The organism is Xylocopilactobacillus apicola, from assembly GCF_033095985.1.
Classification (GTDB): Bacteria; Bacillota; Bacilli; order Lactobacillales; family Lactobacillaceae; genus Xylocopilactobacillus; species Xylocopilactobacillus apicola.
Window position 1 is genome coordinate 2,064,921 of the sequence record NZ_AP026802.1, and the last position, 19,626, is coordinate 2,084,546.

16 protein-coding genes are annotated in these 19,626 nt (G+C 40.6%); 3 read left to right on the top strand and 13 right to left on the bottom strand.

What is annotated here, in order from left to right:
- Positions 1-94 precede the first annotated feature (94 nt).
- Positions 95-1,621: a helix-turn-helix domain-containing protein gene (locus R8495_RS10265; RefSeq protein ID WP_317635362.1), complete on the top strand. Its 1,527-nt coding sequence runs from the start codon at positions 95-97 to the stop codon at positions 1,619-1,621.
- On the opposite strand, the gene R8495_RS10270 is transcribed toward R8495_RS10265, so the two are convergent.
- The 12 genes from R8495_RS10270 to R8495_RS10325 all read right to left on the bottom strand — a co-directional run bounded on the left by R8495_RS10270 (position 1,618) and on the right by R8495_RS10325 (position 15,927).
- Entirely contained in the window at positions 1,618-2,697 is a 1,080-nt protein-coding gene (locus tag R8495_RS10270; protein WP_317635363.1) for a WxL protein host-binding domain-containing protein, read from the bottom strand. The genes R8495_RS10265 and R8495_RS10270 overlap by 4 nt on opposite strands.
- Positions 2,698-2,773: 76 nt before the next feature.
- On the bottom strand, positions 2,774-3,718 hold the full coding sequence (locus tag R8495_RS10275; protein ID WP_317635364.1) for a hypothetical protein: 945 nt from the start codon (positions 3,716-3,718) through the stop codon (positions 2,774-2,776).
- A gap of 96 nt (positions 3,719-3,814) precedes the next feature.
- Positions 3,815-4,951, bottom strand: a complete 1,137-nt coding sequence (locus tag R8495_RS10280) for a DUF3324 domain-containing protein (protein WP_317635365.1) — start codon at positions 4,949-4,951, stop codon at positions 3,815-3,817.
- Between the two features lie 28 nt (positions 4,952-4,979).
- Positions 4,980-5,861 carry a WxL domain-containing protein gene (locus tag R8495_RS10285; RefSeq protein ID WP_317635366.1) on the bottom strand — a complete coding sequence of 294 codons (882 nt, stop codon included), beginning with the start codon at positions 5,859-5,861 and terminating at the stop codon, positions 4,980-4,982.
- A 202-nt stretch (positions 5,862-6,063) separates the two neighbouring features.
- Positions 6,064-7,641 (bottom strand): mucin-binding protein, encoded by a 1,578-nt coding sequence (locus tag R8495_RS10290; protein WP_317635367.1) that lies wholly within the window; start codon positions 7,639-7,641, stop codon positions 6,064-6,066.
- 124 nt (positions 7,642-7,765) lie between these two features.
- Positions 7,766-8,926 (bottom strand): WxLIP family cell surface protein, encoded by a 1,161-nt coding sequence (locus tag R8495_RS10295; RefSeq protein ID WP_317635368.1) that lies wholly within the window; start codon positions 8,924-8,926, stop codon positions 7,766-7,768.
- Entirely contained in the window at positions 8,923-10,059 is a 1,137-nt protein-coding gene (locus R8495_RS10300) for a WxLIP family cell surface protein (RefSeq protein ID WP_317635369.1), read from the bottom strand. The genes R8495_RS10295 and R8495_RS10300 overlap by 4 nt, the downstream gene beginning before the upstream one ends.
- 140 nt (positions 10,060-10,199) lie before the next feature.
- Complete coding sequence (locus R8495_RS10305) at positions 10,200-11,348, bottom strand: hypothetical protein (protein WP_317635370.1); 1,149 nt, start codon at positions 11,346-11,348, stop codon at positions 10,200-10,202.
- Positions 11,349-11,464: 116 nt separating this feature from the next.
- Positions 11,465-11,956, bottom strand: coding sequence for an S-ribosylhomocysteine lyase (locus R8495_RS10310; protein WP_317635371.1), 492 nt, complete (start codon positions 11,954-11,956; stop codon positions 11,465-11,467).
- Positions 11,957-12,028: 72 nt separating this feature from the next.
- Positions 12,029-13,840: a glutamine--fructose-6-phosphate transaminase (isomerizing) gene (glmS, locus tag R8495_RS10315; protein ID WP_317635372.1), complete on the bottom strand. Its 1,812-nt coding sequence runs from the start codon at positions 13,838-13,840 to the stop codon at positions 12,029-12,031.
- Positions 13,841-14,031: 191 nt separating this feature from the next.
- Entirely contained in the window at positions 14,032-14,625 is a 594-nt protein-coding gene (clpP, locus tag R8495_RS10320; RefSeq protein ID WP_317635373.1) for an ATP-dependent Clp endopeptidase proteolytic subunit ClpP, read from the bottom strand.
- A 387-nt stretch (positions 14,626-15,012) separates the two neighbouring features.
- Entirely contained in the window at positions 15,013-15,927 is a 915-nt protein-coding gene (locus R8495_RS10325; RefSeq protein WP_317635374.1) for an Rpn family recombination-promoting nuclease/putative transposase, read from the bottom strand.
- 215 nt (positions 15,928-16,142) lie between these two features.
- On the opposite strand from R8495_RS10325, the gene R8495_RS10330 reads away from it, so the two are divergent.
- Both R8495_RS10330 and R8495_RS10335 read left to right on the top strand, forming a co-directional pair.
- Positions 16,143-17,063 (top strand): lactate/malate family dehydrogenase, encoded by a 921-nt coding sequence (locus R8495_RS10330; protein ID WP_317635375.1) that lies wholly within the window; start codon positions 16,143-16,145, stop codon positions 17,061-17,063.
- Positions 17,064-17,078: 15 nt separating this feature from the next.
- Complete coding sequence (locus tag R8495_RS10335; RefSeq protein ID WP_317635376.1) at positions 17,079-17,987, top strand: lactate/malate family dehydrogenase; 909 nt, start codon at positions 17,079-17,081, stop codon at positions 17,985-17,987.
- 95 nt (positions 17,988-18,082) lie between these two features.
- Here R8495_RS10335 and R8495_RS10340 read toward each other — a convergent pair whose 3' ends face one another.
- A complete protein-coding gene (locus R8495_RS10340) occupies positions 18,083-19,534 on the bottom strand; it encodes an ATP-binding protein (RefSeq protein WP_317635377.1) in 1,452 nt (483 codons plus the stop codon).
- Between the last annotated feature and the right edge of the window lie 92 nt (positions 19,535-19,626).

Sequence of the window (19,626 nt, forward strand, 5' to 3'; positions counted from 1 at the left end):
TGATTCTTAATTTCAAAAACCGAAAAATTATTTTAGAATATTGACATAAGCTAAGTTATCGCGAAAAAGCAACTTTTTAGATAAAGGGAAATATATGTTATTTGAAGAAACAATTTTAGAAAAAGGTGAATATCAAAAATTTTCAATGTTTAGAATCCTCAAGTCCTTTGAGGGCACTAACTATACAATTATTGATATTTCAAATGCGATGGGTGTTAGCTATCAACAAACCTACAACATTTTACAAGAATTATTAGAAGACATCAAAGGTTTCCCCAACGCTAATTTGCAGAAACTCGATCGCAAGACATTTCTTAGTTCGAAGCAAATTCCCATTACGATTGATATGTATCGTCTTTTCTTACTTAAAAGGTCGATCGTCTTTCAATTTATCAATTATATCGTACAGGGCGCAAATCCTAATGTTGAGAAGTTCTGCCAAGATCATTTCATCTCGCGTTCAACTTTATTAAGAAAAAATGCACCTTTGAAAGTTCTCCTAGAGAAATATCAAATCAAAATTTCTTATAATGAACTTGGATTGATTGGCGACGAAAAAAGAATTCGCTTCTTTCTCTACTGCTTCTATTGGTTGAGTTTCCGTGGATTGGAATGGCCTTTTAAATCTACGAGCTACTTCGATGTTTCGCAGCAGCTTCAATTAGAACCAAATGAATTAAATGATCCGGTTGTCACAATTCGGACGGTGTTGTTTTGGAGTATCAGCCGAATTCGTGTCATTCATGGATATCAGATTTCTGACATGGAATCTTTTAATGAGATCTTCCCCCGAAATTTGACGGCGTTTAATTTGGATCGATCATTTAACAATGTTAACTTTCCAAATATTAGTAACGAGCAGCTCTTGGTAGAAAGCCAATTTTTCCTCTTCTTCCGGCTTCAATCGTTAATCTTCCCGAATTCCAACGACGAGATTTCAAACAAGATTTACCAAGAAATTAAAGCCGACCAGGGAACGATCTGGGAGTTGACTGAAGAGTTCATCACCGAGACACAAAAGCACTTGATTGACGGCGAACGCGATCAACAACTCGCAAATAATATTCCGTTACAAGCGAACTTGATGCGCATCTTCTTCTCTTATTACGTGATGAAGGGTGATTACTTCCAGTTTAACGACTTCTACGATCAAGATAATGCGATCGATTATAACAATTCGACGCCTTACAAAATCGTCAGCAACTTCGTTAATGAGAAGCACGAAGAGTCTAAATATCGACCATATCTGATTGCCGAACAAAAAGTAATCGATGAGATTCAGTATTTAATGATTCCTTATCTGCGCTTCTTCAAGTCAAATGAAGCGGTCAAAGTAAAATTAATTCTGGAAAGCAGCGATCTCGTCACTCGGGATGTGATGACCTTCCTTGACGATTTATCCTTCGTTGATATTGAAAACGAAGGAGACGATCCAAGCGATGCTGATGTGATAGTTTCATCAATCGCCGACATTGACAAGATTTACAGCCACAAAGATTTAACTGACAAGATCATCGTAGATTGGAATCTCGATGCTAACGAAACTGAATACTTCAATTTGTACCAAACTTTGAAGAAGGTTTTCACTGAGAAAACTGCAATTGAAAAAGCCGATGATTAATTCATCAGCTTTTTTTGGTCATGCTTATTTCTTTGGTGCCGACTAATGAAGAACGTCAGCAAGAGTAAAAGGATTAAAGCGATCACTGCAAGTAAAATGTAGAGCCAGCGATAATCCGGTTTGATCCCGACATGTTCATTCAGTTTAGCCGCTTGGCTTGGAGTGATCGTGAAGTTCTTCTTAAGGTGATATTTATCTTTTCCTGGCATCTGAATATCAAGTGCGATCTGGTAAGTACCTGCCTTCAGACCATCTTTTGCCGTCCAATAAATCTGGTAATTATAAATTGAGTTAGGTGCCATCTGCACACCTTCATTCTTCGCACGAAAAAGCACTCGCTTGGTCTTAACATCGGTAATCTTGCCTTTGACTGTAAAATCCAGCATCTGAGCTGGCTTGGTATTACGCAGTTGGGCGAGAATCGCTAAGCCGCCCCGCAGGCCAAAACCTGGCTGGACAACGCCGATCTTAAATGGATCTTTGAGCGAATTGACTGGGATTTCGCTGCCGCCAAAATTCAGGGCAATCGGAAAGCCAACCGCAAAACGATTCACAATTTCAGTCTTAGCGCCCTTCTTAAATTTATCCTGGCTATTCAACTGATAAACTGTCACCGCACCCAATACTTGACCGTGATAAGACGAATCTTGGGGCAGCTCCAAATTCAGTTTGAAACTTTGCTTGGTGTTGGCAGGAACTGTCACTCGCTGTTCATTGTCTTTCACCAGATAGCGAAAATTATAAAGTTGCGTTTCATCTCGCTCAGGCGCACGTAAATCGTAGTGAATTTGCCCGTCAACGCCGGTGTAAGCAGAATTAGCAACGATTAGAAAATCGCCGTCTTTATCGCTTTTATTATCGATATTAAGTCCAATGGTCTGTTCAGTGCCCGTCACTGTAATCCAAAGGTTATTGTTATGTTCGGGATTAGAATTGGGGGTTAAGTCTCGATTGGGCGTCACAACAAAATTAGCGCCTGGCTTATCAACTTGAGCAGCTAATGTTTGATTGAACGTACAAATGATACCCATCAATAAAAGAAATGATGATATTACAAATTTTCTAATATTCTCCAACGCCTTTCTCGTTTTTTCTTTATAGTTTAACTTAAAAAACCGACCTCTGAAAGAGAAGCCGGTTTTCTTGCACTTGTCAATTACTTCCCGCCATTAGCGTCCAAGTAATTGGCGCATAATAATTACCATCTGTGGCTTTATTGCCTACTTTCAGCGCCGCTGTCGTCGAACTGTCATAATAGGCGGCAGTTCGACCAAATCCGCCGTAAGCTGCCGGTGTCGACGAACTCTTAGGCGTCCACCAGATCTTAACTTGCGGTCCGCCAGCAATCAAGGTTGAGGTGTCGTTGTAGTTAACATCTGAGCCTTTTGGATATTGATACATCGGAGCTGCCGATAAAGTCACGTTATTGCGAAAATTAGCGCTATGAGCAGTGTTACGGTCAACTGCTGCTTTCTTATTATCGAGAAAAATTGCCCAATCGTTGGCACCAACTGTTGTTGGCGGCGTACTTGGAGCAGTTCCCCCGTAAGCTGCTGCACCCGAATCGTTATAATTAGGATCAGTGTGCGCTCCACTTCCTCCAGCAGGAGAGAAGTAGCCCAATTGTGCTGACAGAGTCCAACCATTCAATGGCTTAGAAGTTGCCGGATCGTATGGCTGACCCGAGAAACGATAATCGGAAACTTGCAGCTTGCCGTAAGCATTACCGTCAGCAAAATCTGTCCCCACATAGCCACCGCGCGTGTTATTCATCAAAGTACTGTTACGTGAACCCGCAAAAGTTGGCATAAAATGGAGATCAGGAACTGAATCGAGCGCCAAGAAGCCCGCACCAAACTCTAAAACTCCTTTGCTATCAGTAGAATAAGAGCTACCAGAGTTCACAATCCCGTTTACTGCTTTACTTTGTTCATCTTCTCCAACGAGTCGACCACTGCCAGTCGGATTGCTGCCAAGACCTGCTCCTGCAGGATTAGTGCCTGCAAAAACAAGTGCCTCGTTAGAAAACATCGAGAAAACTGCAGACAACAAAACTGATCCAAAAGCGAATCGCTGAAGATTAACCGATTTCTTCACTATTTCTCCTCCCATGATCCGAAATACTACCTTAAATATAACAAACTTACCATGTGTAAGGATACCGATTTTTAAGATATTTTTTATAAAATTTGACTATTTCTTTGGTTGGATATTCTTATTAGTGCGTTTGCGACCCAAAGTAAACACGAGCCAGAACAAGAAGATTACTAGAAGTACCGCAAGAATTCCAATGAGAATGTAAAGCCAAGTATAGTCTGGTTTGTAATTCGGATTCTTGCGATTAATGTCATCGGCTTGCGATTTAGTAATCGTGAATTCTTTAGAGATGTTCCACTCTTGCTGTTTCTTCTGTTCTGCTGTTAGAGGCAGATGATCTTGCTTAGCCTTCGCCTTTAAATCTAGACGATATTTCCCTGGTTCCATCTTCTCGCTCGGACGCCAAGGAATCATATAAGTAAAATTACTGGTCGGCGCAAATTTATAACCGTTTACTTTCTTATTATGCTGATCACTAGTCTTAGCAAGACGAGTAACGGTCGCATCGATTGAAAGTCCGTCCATATATTGCATCTTAGGATTTTGAAGTTTTACCCCAATGGCTGGTGCTGTTTGATAGCTTTGAGGAATAATAGTCTTAACTTTCATGTCTGCTAGCACCAATTTATCGGTCTCGCTCATAAGGACTTGAATTCCTAACGAATAATTATTTTCAAATCTCAACGCAGACTTTTGATCTTTTGTCTTTCCTGCATCACTTTCCGAATTCAGTGTCGTATGAACAAATAAGCCGCCGATCATTAATCCGTCAAATTGTTGTTTAGGCATTGTGTAATTAATTGTAACTATTTTAATTTCACCAGGATTTAAGTTAATTACTGCTTTCTTTATTCCAAAAGAAGTAAACGGATTTTTGTTGGAAGGATCTGCTGGAATTCCTTCTCCAGAAGCAATGATGTTTCCGCCGCTCGTTACACCGTTAGTTGGAGTAATGGTGATTTTTTGTTTCTTTTTTGCTGTACTTGATAGATACAACTGAAGAACCTGACTTTTCCCAGGTTCAACTCTTATATCAAAGTAGTTAATATTGGTTCCCTCAGCTTGATTAGCAGGAGGAACAAGTTTAGCCGTAAAAAAAGGCACCGCAATGCTTGCAAACTTTTTCGGGTCTGTCTCTACATCTGCTTGTGCCTTTTTAACGGGAAATAATTGAAACATGAACAAGAGAACCAAAAATACAGCTAAGATCCCTTGCTTTTTTTTATAATTCAAGAATCATTATCCCCTTTAGTTTAGTAATTTAAACTCCAGCTTGTAAAGTCCAATTAATTGTGGACTTGAAAATACCAATCTTAGTCTGCTGATCTAATGGTAAGTTCAAAGTAGCTGCAGTTTCTTTATTAAAATCGGCTGCCCAAGTACCTTTACCATAAGCTACGTTATTTGTATTAAGCCCAGACTGAGCTTCCCAAATTGTTTGAACCCCGCCCGTTACATTAGCTACGGTGCCATCTGTAGAAAAGTTAATTGCATTTGCAGTAATTTCACCTGGAGCATCAGCTGCAGTTCCGTCAGCCTGATAAACATGGGCATAACCATCTGGCTTAGTTGAATTTGCAACTAATTTTGAGCGATCAAGCTCAATATCTGCACCTTTAAGACTAATACTTGTCGGGTTCATCTGGAACCCAGTCGTATCACCGTCGATCTTAAACGGCGTAGCCCAAGCAGTGATCTTCCAACCTTTACTACCACCAGTACGATCAGTTACTTGTAAGGTCCGGTATAAGCCTAAGTCACTAGTCTTCGGATCTGTACTTGTAACATCCTCATAGTCAGAACCCAAGACTGGCGCTGCTGAATAAAGATTGTAATTAACGCTCGCCTGAAGTTCATGAGCACCAAAGTCAAACTGTGGAACTCGATCAAGAGAAAGATCACCTGCGTAGAATTCAACAGCAGCCACGCTAGTTCCTGCTGCAGAAGCTGGTGTTCCCGCAGCAATTGCTGAAGTATTGACACTTTGTGAATTCTCAGCAATAACTCTGCCAGTACCATTTCCGTTTTGACCAGTACCTGCTGCTGCAGCAAATACTGTAGTTCCACTAATAGCAGTTAAAACTGGTGTTGCCATCAATGCAACAGTGGCTAAACTACCAATTTTAGAAAAATTTCGTTTCATTTTTTATCCTCCCAAATGAGTAGTGAATAAATCTTACTACATGTCTAATCATACCAGGAAAAACCGGCTAGGTAAGTCAAAATAGAAATAATTTTTATCTATTTTTGGTAAAAATCCTTCTGGTTATTGAGGAAACGGCTACGATGATACCTAAAAAAGCAACCAACCTTTAGTAATTCTTAAGGATGATTGCTTTATAAAATTAGTTCTTTATGTAATACACGTCGATAACTTTGTTTTGAGTTTCTGACGTAACTGTCTCGGCATCGACAGTTTGATTCGGTGTATAGCCTGCAATCGTTGGGACGATGATTTCATCAAAAGTTCCAGTACTCCAGCTGCCGTAAGTTTTCGCATGCGTTACCTGGTCAATAATCACCTTGCGTGAGATAACAACGGTTTGAGGATAGCTCTTCATAGTCCCGTTAGGTCGATGAATATTAACAGTTCTTACGACTGTTCTGGATTCTGAGCTTTGCATCGTTTTATGATCAACATTCACGTTAATCACTTTATCTCCACTGCCATCAACTGTTATAGAAGTAGCAAATGATTCTAAATCATCAACTATTTCGTAACCCTTTGGCGCACGATATCTGATTGAGAGCACATCACCAAATTCACCACTAATAACCTTGGTTCCAACAATCGTACCATCAGCATCAACGTAATTAATCGTCACACTTTCCTCAATTGGCGTGTAATAGATATCGATAGTTTGATCAGCTGTTTCTCCATTAATTCCTTGAAGCGGAACGCTAGTCTCGTTTGCTTCATACCCATGGATAACTGGAACATCAAACTTGTCCCAATGAGCTTTCGACCATTCACCATAAATTTGAGTGCCGTCACCATTTACCTTGTTCTTTCTAGAGATGGTAGCCGTTTGGGTGTATGTCTTGACTGAATCGTCTAACTGTTGAACGTTGATTGTTCTAGTAACGGATTTTGTTTCGGATGCTATATCATATAAACTCCGAATATCCCAATCATATGTTGTTATTTGATCACGATCAGTGATTCTTAAAAGTTGCGATGGAGAGTATTTGCTTCCTTTCTGATAACCGCTGGTTGCAACCCAGTTAGGTGAATCAACGATTTTTCTGTCTGGTAATACTGTTCCTTTTGCTGGGATATCTGGCAAAATATAATTAAATACTGCCTTGGGTGATAAAACTAAATGTTTAAGATTTGTTGTATTATAAAAAATTCGATCCTGATATGAAACTTTTTTTGTATCAAAATTACTTAAGTCTAAACTAGCTAAACTTTGGCACATAGAAAACATCAAACCCATGTATTTAACGTTGGAAGTATCGAAATTACTTAAATCTAAACTCTGCAATGAACAACATAATTGGAACATTCCGGACATATTAGTGACATTTGAAGTATCGAAATTTGTCAATCCCTCAATTTGTTGCAAATTCGTCAAATAAGAAAACAATATTGATGAATCAGGATTCGGAACTACTCCCTGATCAAACTGAACTCTAGTAATCCCCGTATAGTCAGGGGTACCTATACTAAAAATCCCACCGGTACCCAATGTTCCAGCATGAAACTGGAGGATCTTCTCATTACCATTTTCTATATAATCCCAATTACTGGTGCCCCAGGTTCCGCTCTTGACGATTGTACCCTCGCCACGTGTCAATTTAGAACTGCTTTGCGCAGAAACTTCGTTCGGACTGCTATCAGCCAAAACTGGCTGAGCTGTTATAGCGATACCCATCGCCATTCCTAAAACAGCAATCGCTGTTTTTAATTTATTTTTCAAATTTTTACTCCTTTTTAATTTAATAACAAAAGCGTAACATTCTTTGTGCAAAATAGCGAATTAAATTTTTGAAAGAGGTTATATTTTAAAACAAAAAAGAACTCGTGTTAACGAGTTCGTCCATTTATTTCTTGCGCTTCTGAGCTTTTTGTTGAGCTTTAAATTGTTTCTTTTGTTCACGCATCATTTCTTTAAATTGTTTCTTCTGCATACCATCCATATTCTGCGGGAATCCTGCATTACTCTCTTGGCGTCCACGACCACGACCCATGAAGAAGAATAGTGCAAATCCAAGAATAATTAGCAATATCACGATGACGATGATAAGGATAATCAGCCAGAGATAACTTTTCTTGATCTGTGGATTAGCTTTATCAATTGCTGCTGCCTGACTTGGCGTAATTGTATAGTCACGAGAAAATTTGAAATTACGTTCCGACGTCTTAACGGTCATATCGAGATGATATTTACCTGGAGTTATCCGTTTGTTTGCTGTCCAGAGAATAGGAAAAGTAAAGATTGTATTGGGAGCAATCTTCCCATTATTTGCAACATTTGTAGCACGTATTTTGGGATCTTTTTTAAGATACGTAGTTGCTTTAACCGAAACATCGGAACCCATACCCATTGCAGTATTTCTAAGAACTACACCTGTTGACGGATATGAATGATAAGAGATAGCGTGAATATTAGATATCTTTAATTCCGGTTTAATAATCGTTTGCTGATCTTCCGTCATCCGAATTGCAATTACATAATTGAGATAATTTTTCAGCTGCATTTTGGATTTTCCATCTTGAGTTTTTGAATTACTCTGTGGAGAATAATCTCTCACCAAGATTCCACCCAAAATAATTCCTTTAAAAGGAGTGTTAGGTACAGTAAAGTCTAAAGGGACTGTTAATTGAGATTTTGGTTTTAACTGAACTGTTTTCGGGGTAAAACCAAATTTTGCAAAATCATATTTTAATGATTTATCATTACTAAATCCTCCTCCATCATAGTTAGTATCTATCTGCGAGGTTGTCTTAGCACTAACTGCTAAGATTCGATACTTCCTAGTTGCATTTGTATTATTGCTAATATCAATGGAGATTTGTTGCTTTTGCCCTGGAGTTACCAATAAATCAAAATATCCATTATTATATTTGGAAATTTGGTTTGTCGGAAAATTCGGTTTTACTGTGTAAGTGCCCCCTTGATCATCAGCCAATGCTGGGGTGGATGCCATTAAAATAACTAAAATAGAAATAAAAATCCAACCTATTTTTTTAATAATTCTCATTTTCTTCTCCGACGTGGAGCTCCTCTCTTACGATTATTATCAGTATTTGAATCTTCTGACGTTCCAGAAGATTTATTCATCGTTCTTAGATTTGTCTCCAAACGTTGTCGTGCCTTATTTTGACCACGGAAATAGAAAAATATAACTACGCCGACAAAAAGCACAAGTACAACTACTGCAATTAAAATATAAAGCCACAAATAACTTTTTGGCAACAGCAAATTGTTGTTGTTTAAATCCTTAGCTTGACTACGTGTAACTTCAAAATCCTTTGAGAAGTGCCACTTTTTTCCTGCTCCTCGGGCATCTAAATTCAAATGATAAACGCCTGGGGAAACCGAGAATTTTCCTAGTTGCATATAATAAGTAAAACTGGAATTGGGTGCCATCGCAACGCCCGATTGCTTACGACTCGTCACAATTTTCTGTGACCCCTTCTTAGTAACCTGAGCATCCACAGTCACATCAGAGATGTAATTTGCTTTTTCATTTTGAATGCGGGCACCAAAGGCGGCATATCCTCCCTGGAAACCTGGAGCAATTGAACTTAATTTCAAATTAGGAGCTGGCATTTTACCAATTTTCATTACTGCAGCTATCGTATAATTATAATAACTCCTTAATTGAACTTTCTGCTTTTGAGTTTTACTAATTGTTTGTTTCTCAGAATTATTTCCAATCTGATTAACAAAAAAACCTCCCATAATCATTTGATTCTTGGCTCCTTTAGGGACGTCGACTGTAAAAGTCACTAATTTTGAATCCTGAGCCGGAATAGTAATTTTCTTTGATTTTTGAGTTAACTTTGGAAACCGATATTTAAGGCTGGGATCAACTTGCCCGCTGAACGGTATATAGGCTCTTTCTCCTGAATTTGCAGTAGTTGCGTCCGTTGGAACAACTTCGACTCGAATTTTCTGATTAGAACGATTATTAACGTTTAATTGAAAAATCTGCCTATCACCAGGTTTAACCTTAACATTAAACCACCCATTTATGCCATCAACTTGATTTTCCGGAGTGATAACTGAAACATCGAATGGTACACCATCAGCTCTTACAAACTTTTCATTCAAAAATATTGCAAGAAAAAAAATATTAATAGCAAAAATGATTCTAAACTTTTTTTTCATTAGCTTCCTCTAAATAAACTTTTCTTAATTTTAACAATATTTCGTTCGAGTCGTTACCCAAAAGTCAAAAAAAAATACCATTTTTCCTAAAAAAAAACATTAGCTCATCACTAATGTTCATTTATAATCATCTAGATTGTTTAAGGAGCAGCTACTAAAGTCCACTGCAAACTTGCAGTATAAGTACCTAAACCTTCAATTGGACTGGTAAACATCGCACTATTCTTTTTACCAAAGTCCATTATCCAACCACCAGCACCATTTCCGGGGTCAGTACTTTGAGTTGCACTGAAAATAGTTACTGGATCACCATATTTATAACCCGTCGAATTAGGGTCATTAGGAGTTGGTTTCGTCCCGACAACAGAATTTCGATCTTTACCAGCGTATACAATTGCTGCATCCCCTGTCGGACCTTTTGGAGCTTTAGCACCAGTTAGTAAATTATCCATTGTCTTGCTAGTCTTAATTCCATCGGTTCCAGTATTAATCATAATTGCTGCACCTTCTAATTTAGACCTCGCACCAAGTGGAGAATTACCATTAGTTGTTCCATCATTGTTAGCAGCAGTTCCATCATAACTACCATCACGGTCAAAAGAACCAACAGCCAACTGAACTTTCCAACCTGCAACTCCAGCTCGTCCATCTCTCACTGCCAAAAAACGGTGAGCGCTAGCTCCAGAAGCTGCCTGATCTTTTTTTGCAGTAGCAATCTGAGCTGCATTTGAACCCGCAGCTGATGCAGTTTTTGCTGCTTGGAAACCATCAACGTCTTCCTTTGCTCTATTTGTTGCAGTATCAACATCAACAGCTGTCTTATCAGCAAACAAAGGTGCAAAATTGGCAGTTCCTGTAATCCCTCCGTGATCGTAAGAACCCGTCTTTGCAGCTGTTGCTTGACCTGGATACCAAACTGTATTTGAAGCACCATCTCCATCAGCTCCAGCAGTATACTTCCAAGCACCAAAGTCTAAGTTAGGTACTGCTAATAGTGAAAGAATAGCGCTAGCAGCATCAGTATGCCAAGAGATTCCGGCGATGGATGTTCCCGTCGCAGGAGTTGCAGTTGTAGCATCTTGACCAACCACAACCGAGCCGTTAGCTCCGCCACCCTTCCATTGGATTGCAGGGTTAGTTGCCGGAGTAGTTGTTGAAGCATTGGCATCACCACCGGCTGCAGCACCGGCACTGTCAGCAAATACTGTCAATGGAGTAGTGATTACACCACCCATGCCGAGCATTGTTGCAGCGACCATTACTGCGCTTTTGTTAAATTTCTTACTCATTAATTTTCCTCCCAAAAGAAATATAAGTATCAACTTACAAGTACCATTTTAACACGTAAAAAGTTCTCGCTCATTCAATTAACCATAAAATATTTGTAAAATTTGACAAAAAGACCTTAGATTACGTGCCGTTTAAATGGGTCGTCGCTAATTCCCTGTGCCAAAATATCTTGACACCACTCTTTTGCCGAGAATAGCGAATGATCACGATAATTGCCGCAGCTGTACTTGTCGGTGCCTGGCACATCGCTCCATTCAATCTCGTTTGCAATAGCTTCAAGTGAACTTTTGAGCGCCTGAGCAACTTCTGTGGTGCTCGGTTCGCCCCAAGTGATGAGATGAAAGCCCGTCCGACAGCCAAACGGCGAACAATCGATCACGCCTGACATGCGATCTCGCAAGAGACCCGCCAACAAATGTTCGATCGTGTGCAAGCCTGCCGTTGGAATCGCTGTTTGATTCGGTTGACAGAGCCGCAAATCAAAATTAGAGATCACGTCTCCTTTTTGCCCCTTCTCTCGGGCGATCAAGCGGACGTATGGTGCCTTGACCAGCGTATGATCCAAGGTAAAGCTTTCAACTTCGGTTTTTATTTTACTCACAATCATCCCTCTTTGATCTTATTCGCCTCTATTTTCGCACAATTTCCCACAAAAAAACAGGCTCACGCCTGCAATTTGTTATTCAACCGTCACACTTTTCGCCAGATTTCTCGGTTGATCAACGTTATAGCCCCGCTGAATCGTTGCGTAATATGCTAAGAGTTGCGCTGGGATTACCGTTAGAAGCGGCGAGAGCACCGAAGCGATGGCTGGCAGCACCAATTGATCCGCTGATTCTGCCAAGTTCTCGCTCACGATTTTCAAAGTTTTCGCTCCCCGAGCCTCGACTTCTTTAATGTTGCCTCGTGTCAGTCCTGCTGTTGCCTGATCGGTGATAAGCGCAATGACGGGCGTCCCATTTTCAATGAGCGAGATCGTGCCATGCTTCAATTCACCTGCGGCGAAACCCTCAGCTTGGATGTAGGAGATCTCTTTTAGCTTCAACGCTGCTTCCAAGCTCGCAAAGTAGTCCTGACCACGTCCGATGTAGAACGCTTTTGGCGTCGTTTCGAAGAATTCTTTGGCGTATCCTTCGATTGCTTCCTTGTTATCCACAATTGTCTGCATCGCATTTGCTGCTAGACTGAGTTCGCTGCGCAGATCAATTTTGCCATCGTCGGTGCCGAGCTTTTGCCCTAAGGCTTTAGCCAACAGCGCCATGACGGTAATCTGAGCTGTATAAGCTTTCGTCGAAGCCACCGCAATTTCGGGACCAGCGTTTAGCAAAACAGTGAAATCAGCCTCACGAGAAAGCGTTGAGCGGTCAACGTTTGTGATCGTCAAGCTCGGGTAGCCCAGCTCTTTCATCTTGACCAGCACTTGGCGGCTGTCTGCGGTCTCGCCGCTTTGGGACAAGAAGACGAAGAACGGGCGCTTGGAAAGGATTGGCAGGTGGTAGCCAAACTCGCTAGCCAGCTCAACGGCGACCGGCATTTTAGCGACTTCCTCGACGATTTGTTTCGCCGCAAGACCTGCATGATAACTTGTACCTGCTGCGACGATATAAATTTGATCAGCCTCAGCCATTTTGGCAATTAGCTGCGGATCAAAGCGATAGTCATCACGTTCGCCTAAGTAAGTGCTCACTAAGCGGCGGATTACTGCTGGCTGTTCGTCGATTTCTTTTAACATAAAGAAAGGATAAGTTCCCTTGTCGACTGCATCGGCGTCCAAGGAAACTTTGTAAGGCTTCCGTTCGACCACCTGATAGTTGGGGTCGAAGATTTCAACGTGGTCGCTAGTGACGATCGCTGTTTCGCCGTCATGGAGTTCGTCGAATTCGTGAGTCAGGCTCAGCATCGCCAGACTGTCGGAGCAGACTACGTTAAAGCCGTCTGCCAAGCCGATCAAGAGCGGGCTTTTGTTCTTGGCAACGTAAAGCTGATCTGGCTGAGTTTGGTCGATCATCAAGAAAGCGTAAGAGCCTTTCATCATGCTGACCATTTTGCGAAAAGCTGCCAGCACGTCTAAGCCCTCTTGGTCGACAAGATATTCCACGAGCTGGACTGCCACTTCGGTGTCAGTTTCACTAGTAAAAGTAACGTTTGACAAGTATTTTGCTTTTAATTCTTCGTAGTTTTCAAGCACGCCGTTGTGCACAAGGTAGAAACGACCGTTAGCCGAAACCTGCGGGTGCGCGTTGTGGTCGCTGGGGATTCCGTGCGTTGCCCATCTGGTATGCCCAATTCCGAGCGTTCCCTGAACCTCAGAGCCGACGGCTGCCCGCAAATCTGCGATTTTGCCCTTTTCTTTCACCAGATGACCCTCTCCGTGCTCTGAAGTCACGAAGATGCCAGCTGAGTCGTAGCCACGATATTCTAATTTTTCTAATCCGTTCAATAAGATTTCTGTCGTATCTTCACGTCCGATGACGCCGACAATTCCACACATATTTTTATCCTCTTTTCAAATTGGTCTATATCTTTTTTTGGATTTAATATTCGTTCAAACCTCGAACATTATGCCATTTATGAGATATGTTGTCAAACGAATTTCCAAATTGGTCTAGTCGGATTTTGAGAGATGGATATGAATTCTGAGGATAAAAAAACACCCACTTTTGAAATGGGTGTTAGTCCGAACTATTTCTTAGCTGTTGGTGTATTAGTCATGATATCATCAATCAAGCCGTAATCTTTTGCCTCTTGAGCGGTCATATAGTTATCACGCTCCGTGTCAGTCTGAATTTTCTTTAAAGTTTGACCAGTTGCTTTTGCGAGAATCTGGTTCAATTTTTTCCGTGTTTCTAACATATGGTTAGCCTGGATTTCGACGTCGGTCTGCTGACCCTGAGCACCGCCAAGTGGCTGGTGGATTAGGACTTCCGCATTTGGCAGCGCAAAGCGTTTGCCCTTGGTGCCGCTTGTGAGAAGGACGCTTGCCATCGAAGCTGCCATCCCCATTGCGATCGTCTGCACGTCAGACTTGATGAAGTTCATCGTGTCCAAAATTGCGAGACCTGACGTGATCACGCCGCCAGGGGAATTGATATAGAGGTAGATATCTTTGTTAGAATCCTGCGCATCCAAAAATAATAGCTGCGCAATGATTGTATTAGCCATATTGTCTTCAACTTCGCCGGACAGCATGATAATCCGGTCTTTTAAAAGCCGCGAATAAATGTCATAGGCTCTTTCGCCGCGTGATGTGTTCTCAATTACTGTAGGTACTAACATTTATTACTCCATTCTTGTTTTATTCAACTCCTGAATAATACTATAAAAGTCAGGGAAGGTCAAAATCTTTTTGACAAATTTGAAGCTTTGCCAAATTCATTTCGCTGGGTTTGTGTAACGGTTACTGAGGCGAGCGAAGACTCTGTTGAAGTTTGTTTAGTTCGGCAATACTCAAGTCCGTGATCTCGCTGATGTCCTCCAGGTCGTAGCCTTTTGCCAGCATTTTGCGGGCTTTCTCTCGCATTTGTTCCTTAAACTTCTTGCGAGCCTCTGCTCAAGTTGCGTGCAATCAACGTGTCAGAGTCCCGCACGCCTCTTCTCTATGTCGCTTAATACTGCTCGCTCCTCCTATTCCAAAAACGAGCAGCTTATCGCTGCCCGCAATTCTTATCTCAACTTTTCGATCTCCGAAACACTCAAGTCCGTGATCTCGCTGATATCCTCCAGGTCATAGCCTTTTGCCAGCATTTTGCGGGCTTTCTCTCGCGTTTGCTCCTCAAACTTTCTGCGTTCCTCCTCCAACTCAACCTCGAACTTCTTGCGGTCCTCCGCTTGAGTCTCTGCTCGAGTATTCAACTTAACGCGTGCTATAAAAGTATCAGAATCTGCACGCCTCTTCTCTATGTCAATTAACACTGCTCGCTCCTCCTTCTTTAAGTTCACATACTCGGAAACTTTCTGCGCATCCACAATGTACTTCGGCGCTTCCTTACTCAATTCCCTCGCTAGAAAATACAAAAACCAATCCCTTAACAACTCACTTAATTTGTCCAGTGGCTTGTGTAATTCTAAAAATATGATCATCGAGTCTTCTTGTCCCCGAGAGTCCAACAACTTCTCTCCCGTCTCATCACACCGATACCTAAAAGTATGAATCGGCAGATCATCGTCAAAATAATTCTCATACAAAATTATGATCTGATACACTGGTCTCAAAGAACTATACTTGTCCTTTTCAATCGTGATGTTTTTCTTCGACGAGTAGTTGTCGGCATATTTCTTGGCAAAATAATACAAATTTCTCTCCGCTAATTGTAACTCTTTTGCCACCTGTAATTCAATAATTACTCCCGTGCCATCTTGTAATTTGGCGTAAATATCAACAGCTGTGTATTCTAGGCGCTCGTTTGTCTTGAATTCCTCCAAGTTATTGAAGTTGTAGGGATGGTCGATATGAATATCCGTAACGACGAGTCCTGTAAAATCTTCAATTAAATGAATCAAAATGTGAGTATTTTCGGCATCAGTGAACGTCTTCTTAAACACCAAATCGTTCGACGGCGTAATAAATCTTCTTGTCATAAGTGCTCCTTCAATTTTATTCCGGCGAAATCAAGTTCTCTTGTGAGCATTCCTCCTTCCTCACTTAAATCCCGCCTATCTATAAATTACGCATAAATTTTATTTTTATTGAATTTTCAGTAAATATTCATATTATTTCATTTTTTTGTATAAAACTGTTGTGATTCGGCAAAACGTTGTTATAATGGAAACAATACAAAAAAAGGAGTACAGAAATGGCAAGAACAGTTGGAATTATGGGAATGGGAAACGTTGGCTCGACCGTGGCACACATCATTGTGGCTCAAGGACTTGCGGATACATTGATTTTGTACGATCGAAATCAAGACAAAGTGAATGCTGATACCCTTGATTTTCAGGACGCAGCAAGCTTATTATCAACTCATACCACCGTTATTAATGGTCAAATCTCTGACATGAAAGACTGCGATATTATTATTTCGGCAATCGGGCGAATCGATTTGATCAAGGTAGGCAACGTTGACCGTTTTGTTGAATTGCGATCAAACGCACCGGGAGTGAGCGATCTTTCTAAAGAGTTAAAGGATTCAGGATTTCACGGAATTTTGCTTGTAATTACAAATCCTAATGACGTCATTACTGGTCTCTATCATAAACATACTGGATTTGCAACCAACAAAGTCCTCGGAACTGGTACTTACCTCGACACTTCTCGGCTAAAGCGTCATGTTGGTGAAGCTTTGGGCGTTGATCCTCGTTCGGTGAGCGGTTATATTTTGGGCGAACATGGCGACTCACAATTTGCAGCTTGGTCTACAGTCCGAGTTGAAGGTCGACCATTTACCGAAATCGCTAAAGAAAAAGGCATCGACTTAGACCAATTAGAAAAGGACACGCGGTTTGGCGGCGGCGAGGTTCATGCAGGCAAAGGTTATACCAACTACGCCGTGGCAACAGCTGCAACCAGTCTTGTCCAGATTATTTTCTCCGATGCCAAATCAGAAGCAATTTGCTCTCATTATAATGAAGATTTTAAAGGCTACATTTCTAGTCCCGCAATTATCGGCAAAAATGGCGTTGAGCGCGTCCTTGAGTTGCCTTTGACTGATGAAGAAAACAAGAATTTGCTCAAATCAGCTCAAACAATTAAAGAAAAAAGCGAACAATTTAGTTAAGTCGAGGAATTTTAGATGGCAAGAACCGTTGGAATCATTGGCATGGGGCATGTTGGAGCAACAATTGCTCACTTGATGGTAGCCAAAGGTCTCACCGACACTTTGATTTTGACTGACAGCAACACCGACAAAGTGAACGCGGATACCCTAGATTTAAAAGATGCCGCCAGCTTGTTGTCCACTCACACAGAAATTATTAATGGCTCAATCTCCCAAATGAAAGATTGCGATCTAGTCATTGCTGCTGTCGCACGGACGGATCTTATCAAGCCAGGCGAGACTGACCGTTTTTTCGAATTAAAAATTAACGTTCCGTTGGTTAAAGATTCTGCGCAGCAGTTGAAAGTTTCTGGTTTTCATGGAATTCTACTGGTTATCACGAATCCCAATGATGTCATCACCGGCCTTTATCAAGAATATACTGGATTTCCTTTCAACAAAGTTTTTGGCACCGGCACTTATCTCGATACAGCGCGCTTAAAACGCAATTTAGGCACAACGCTTGCCGTCGACCCGCGCTCGATCACGGGATATATGCTGGGTGAACACGGGGATTCGCAATTTGCAGCTTGGTCAACCGTCCGGGTCGCTGAGCGACCTTTTAGCGAGTTTGAAGTTGACGGTGCTCAAATTGAAGAAGCAACTCGCTTTGGCGGGCAAGAGGTTTTTGCAGGCAAAGGATACACCAATTACGCCATTGCGAACGCCGCAGTTAGCCTCTCTGAAATTATTCTTTCAGATGCCAAATCCGAGGCGATCTGCTCTCATTATAATAAAGAACTAAACAGTTACATCTCGACTCCAGCTATTGTTGGGCGAAGTGGTGTCGAGCATGACTTGGAGCTTCCGCTCAGTGAAAGCGAAAAGGAAAAGTTGCAACAATCAGCCCAAACAATTAAAGAGAAGAGCGAACAGTTCAGTTAAAGTCCTTGGATATCATCCGGGGGCTTTTTCTTTGGTATAAAAAAAACAGCAACGTTTGTTACCATGCTGTGTTTTGGTTTACTGGATACCCATTTCTATTTAACTAGTTTATAGTACTGCGATGGAGAAGTACGAGACGTTGATATTTTCGTTAAAATATTTAATCCCATCAATTTTTTTAGAGCCTTTCTCGCAGAATAATTACTAACGTCTGCCTCTTTCTCTAATTCAGAAGTTCTTAATTTGCCCTTTTCATACGCTATCTGAAGCGCTTTTTGTTCAACATAATTGAGATCAGTCCATATTTTACCAACTTTCGCCTCTAACGCGTCATTCTTTCTAAAAGAACGCATAACAATATTGTTTTCAAGAATTAAATCTACTGCATTTTGATCTACTTTATAAATAGGGTCATCTAAAAAAAACTTGCCCATATCATTATAAATTCTATCTACACCTTCACCAAATTCTCTAACCCAGCTAAAATCAGTCAAAGCCCGTGCAATGTATGGATTTCTCGAATAATGCATATTTCTTATGTTATCTACTGAGACAATTGGGGGTAATGGTCCAGGGCTATGAATCTTTAAGTGATCGTCAAACATAATAATTCTTATGTCATCACCTGTGTAATTATATGAACGGTGAGTTACTGCATTTACCAAGCCCTCAAGCCATGCTCCTTTTGGATATTCAGGAATTTCCATAAACTTTCCTGTTTTTAAATCCAAACTTACAAATGTCCTTAACTGGGACTCCAATTCTCTTGAGACCATTTCTAACAATTTTGGCAAAGGTCCTTCAAATAAAGCCTGTTTTACTATATTCATTTCTGTCCCAGTTTCTTCTTCTTTACCCTCATATCGAATAAATCTGATTCTTGCACCAGGTACAAAAGTTGTGGGAGTTTTTGCCAACAATAGTATTCCTGCGACAGTTAATCTATATTTTGTTGGTGTGGTATTGTCTCTCTTGGCTAAACCTTTCGGGAAAAGCAAATCCCATAAATTATTTCCTGTAAAGCCATATTTTTGTTTGTATTCTTCGACAACATCCAAATCCAAATCTTCTAAAATGGCTTCTTTTACAATCTGACTCTCATATGCTCTGATACCTTTAGTATACTCAAGGTGTTTCCTTTCCTCAAATGATAGTTTATGGGTTTCATCGCCAACTCTTACATACACTTCATCCTTCATATTAGAATATATTTTATTTGAAGATGGATTTACTTCAAGCAAAAGAACCCTATCTGGATGCCCTTGATTATTTATTACATCTTTAAACTCTGATTCAATTTCTAATTTTGGTTTCACTAATTGCAATCCCATTTGAAGAAAATCATTAATTTTTTTATCAGACAATTTATTTATGCCTTCAAATGTTTTATCTTTAATCCCGACCGCAACTATTCCACCATCTGCATTTGCAAAAGCAATTAAAATATTTACAAGTTTATTTATGTCATAAGCGGAACTTTTTCGATCAAATGTCGTTCCTTCCGCCTTTGTTAATAACTCATCGCCAATCACTTTAGAATTAGTCATATATATATCCTTAAATCTTTTCTATATTATATTTTACTCTAAGAAACTCCGTTTTACTCTGCGAAGCTCAGTTTTACTCTGCGAACCTCTCT

Excerpts from the sequence above, each read along its gene's own strand:
- R8495_RS10265 (WP_317635362.1), top strand. The coding sequence starts at position 95 with ATGTTATTTGAAGAAACAATTTTAGAAAAAGGTGAATATCAAAAATTT.
- R8495_RS10285 (WP_317635366.1), bottom strand. The coding sequence starts at position 5,861 with ATGAAACGAAATTTTTCTAAAATTGGTAGTTTAGCCACTGTTGCATTG.
- R8495_RS10295 (WP_317635368.1), bottom strand. The coding sequence starts at position 8,926 with ATGAGAATTATTAAAAAAATAGGTTGGATTTTTATTTCTATTTTAGTT.
- R8495_RS10300 (WP_317635369.1), bottom strand. The coding sequence starts at position 10,059 with ATGAAAAAAAAGTTTAGAATCATTTTTGCTATTAATATTTTTTTTCTT.
- R8495_RS10305 (WP_317635370.1), bottom strand. The coding sequence starts at position 11,348 with ATGAGTAAGAAATTTAACAAAAGCGCAGTAATGGTCGCTGCAACAATG.
- R8495_RS10310 (WP_317635371.1), bottom strand. The coding sequence starts at position 11,956 with ATGATTGTGAGTAAAATAAAAACCGAAGTTGAAAGCTTTACCTTGGAT.
- glmS (WP_317635372.1), bottom strand. The coding sequence starts at position 13,840 with ATGTGTGGAATTGTCGGCGTCATCGGACGTGAAGATACGACAGAAATC.
- clpP (WP_317635373.1), bottom strand. The coding sequence starts at position 14,625 with ATGTTAGTACCTACAGTAATTGAGAACACATCACGCGGCGAAAGAGCC.
- R8495_RS10325 (WP_317635374.1), bottom strand. The coding sequence starts at position 15,927 with ATGACAAGAAGATTTATTACGCCGTCGAACGATTTGGTGTTTAAGAAG.
- R8495_RS10330 (WP_317635375.1), top strand. The coding sequence starts at position 16,143 with ATGGCAAGAACAGTTGGAATTATGGGAATGGGAAACGTTGGCTCGACC.
- R8495_RS10335 (WP_317635376.1), top strand. The coding sequence starts at position 17,079 with ATGGCAAGAACCGTTGGAATCATTGGCATGGGGCATGTTGGAGCAACA.
- R8495_RS10340 (WP_317635377.1), bottom strand. The coding sequence starts at position 19,534 with ATGACTAATTCTAAAGTGATTGGCGATGAGTTATTAACAAAGGCGGAA.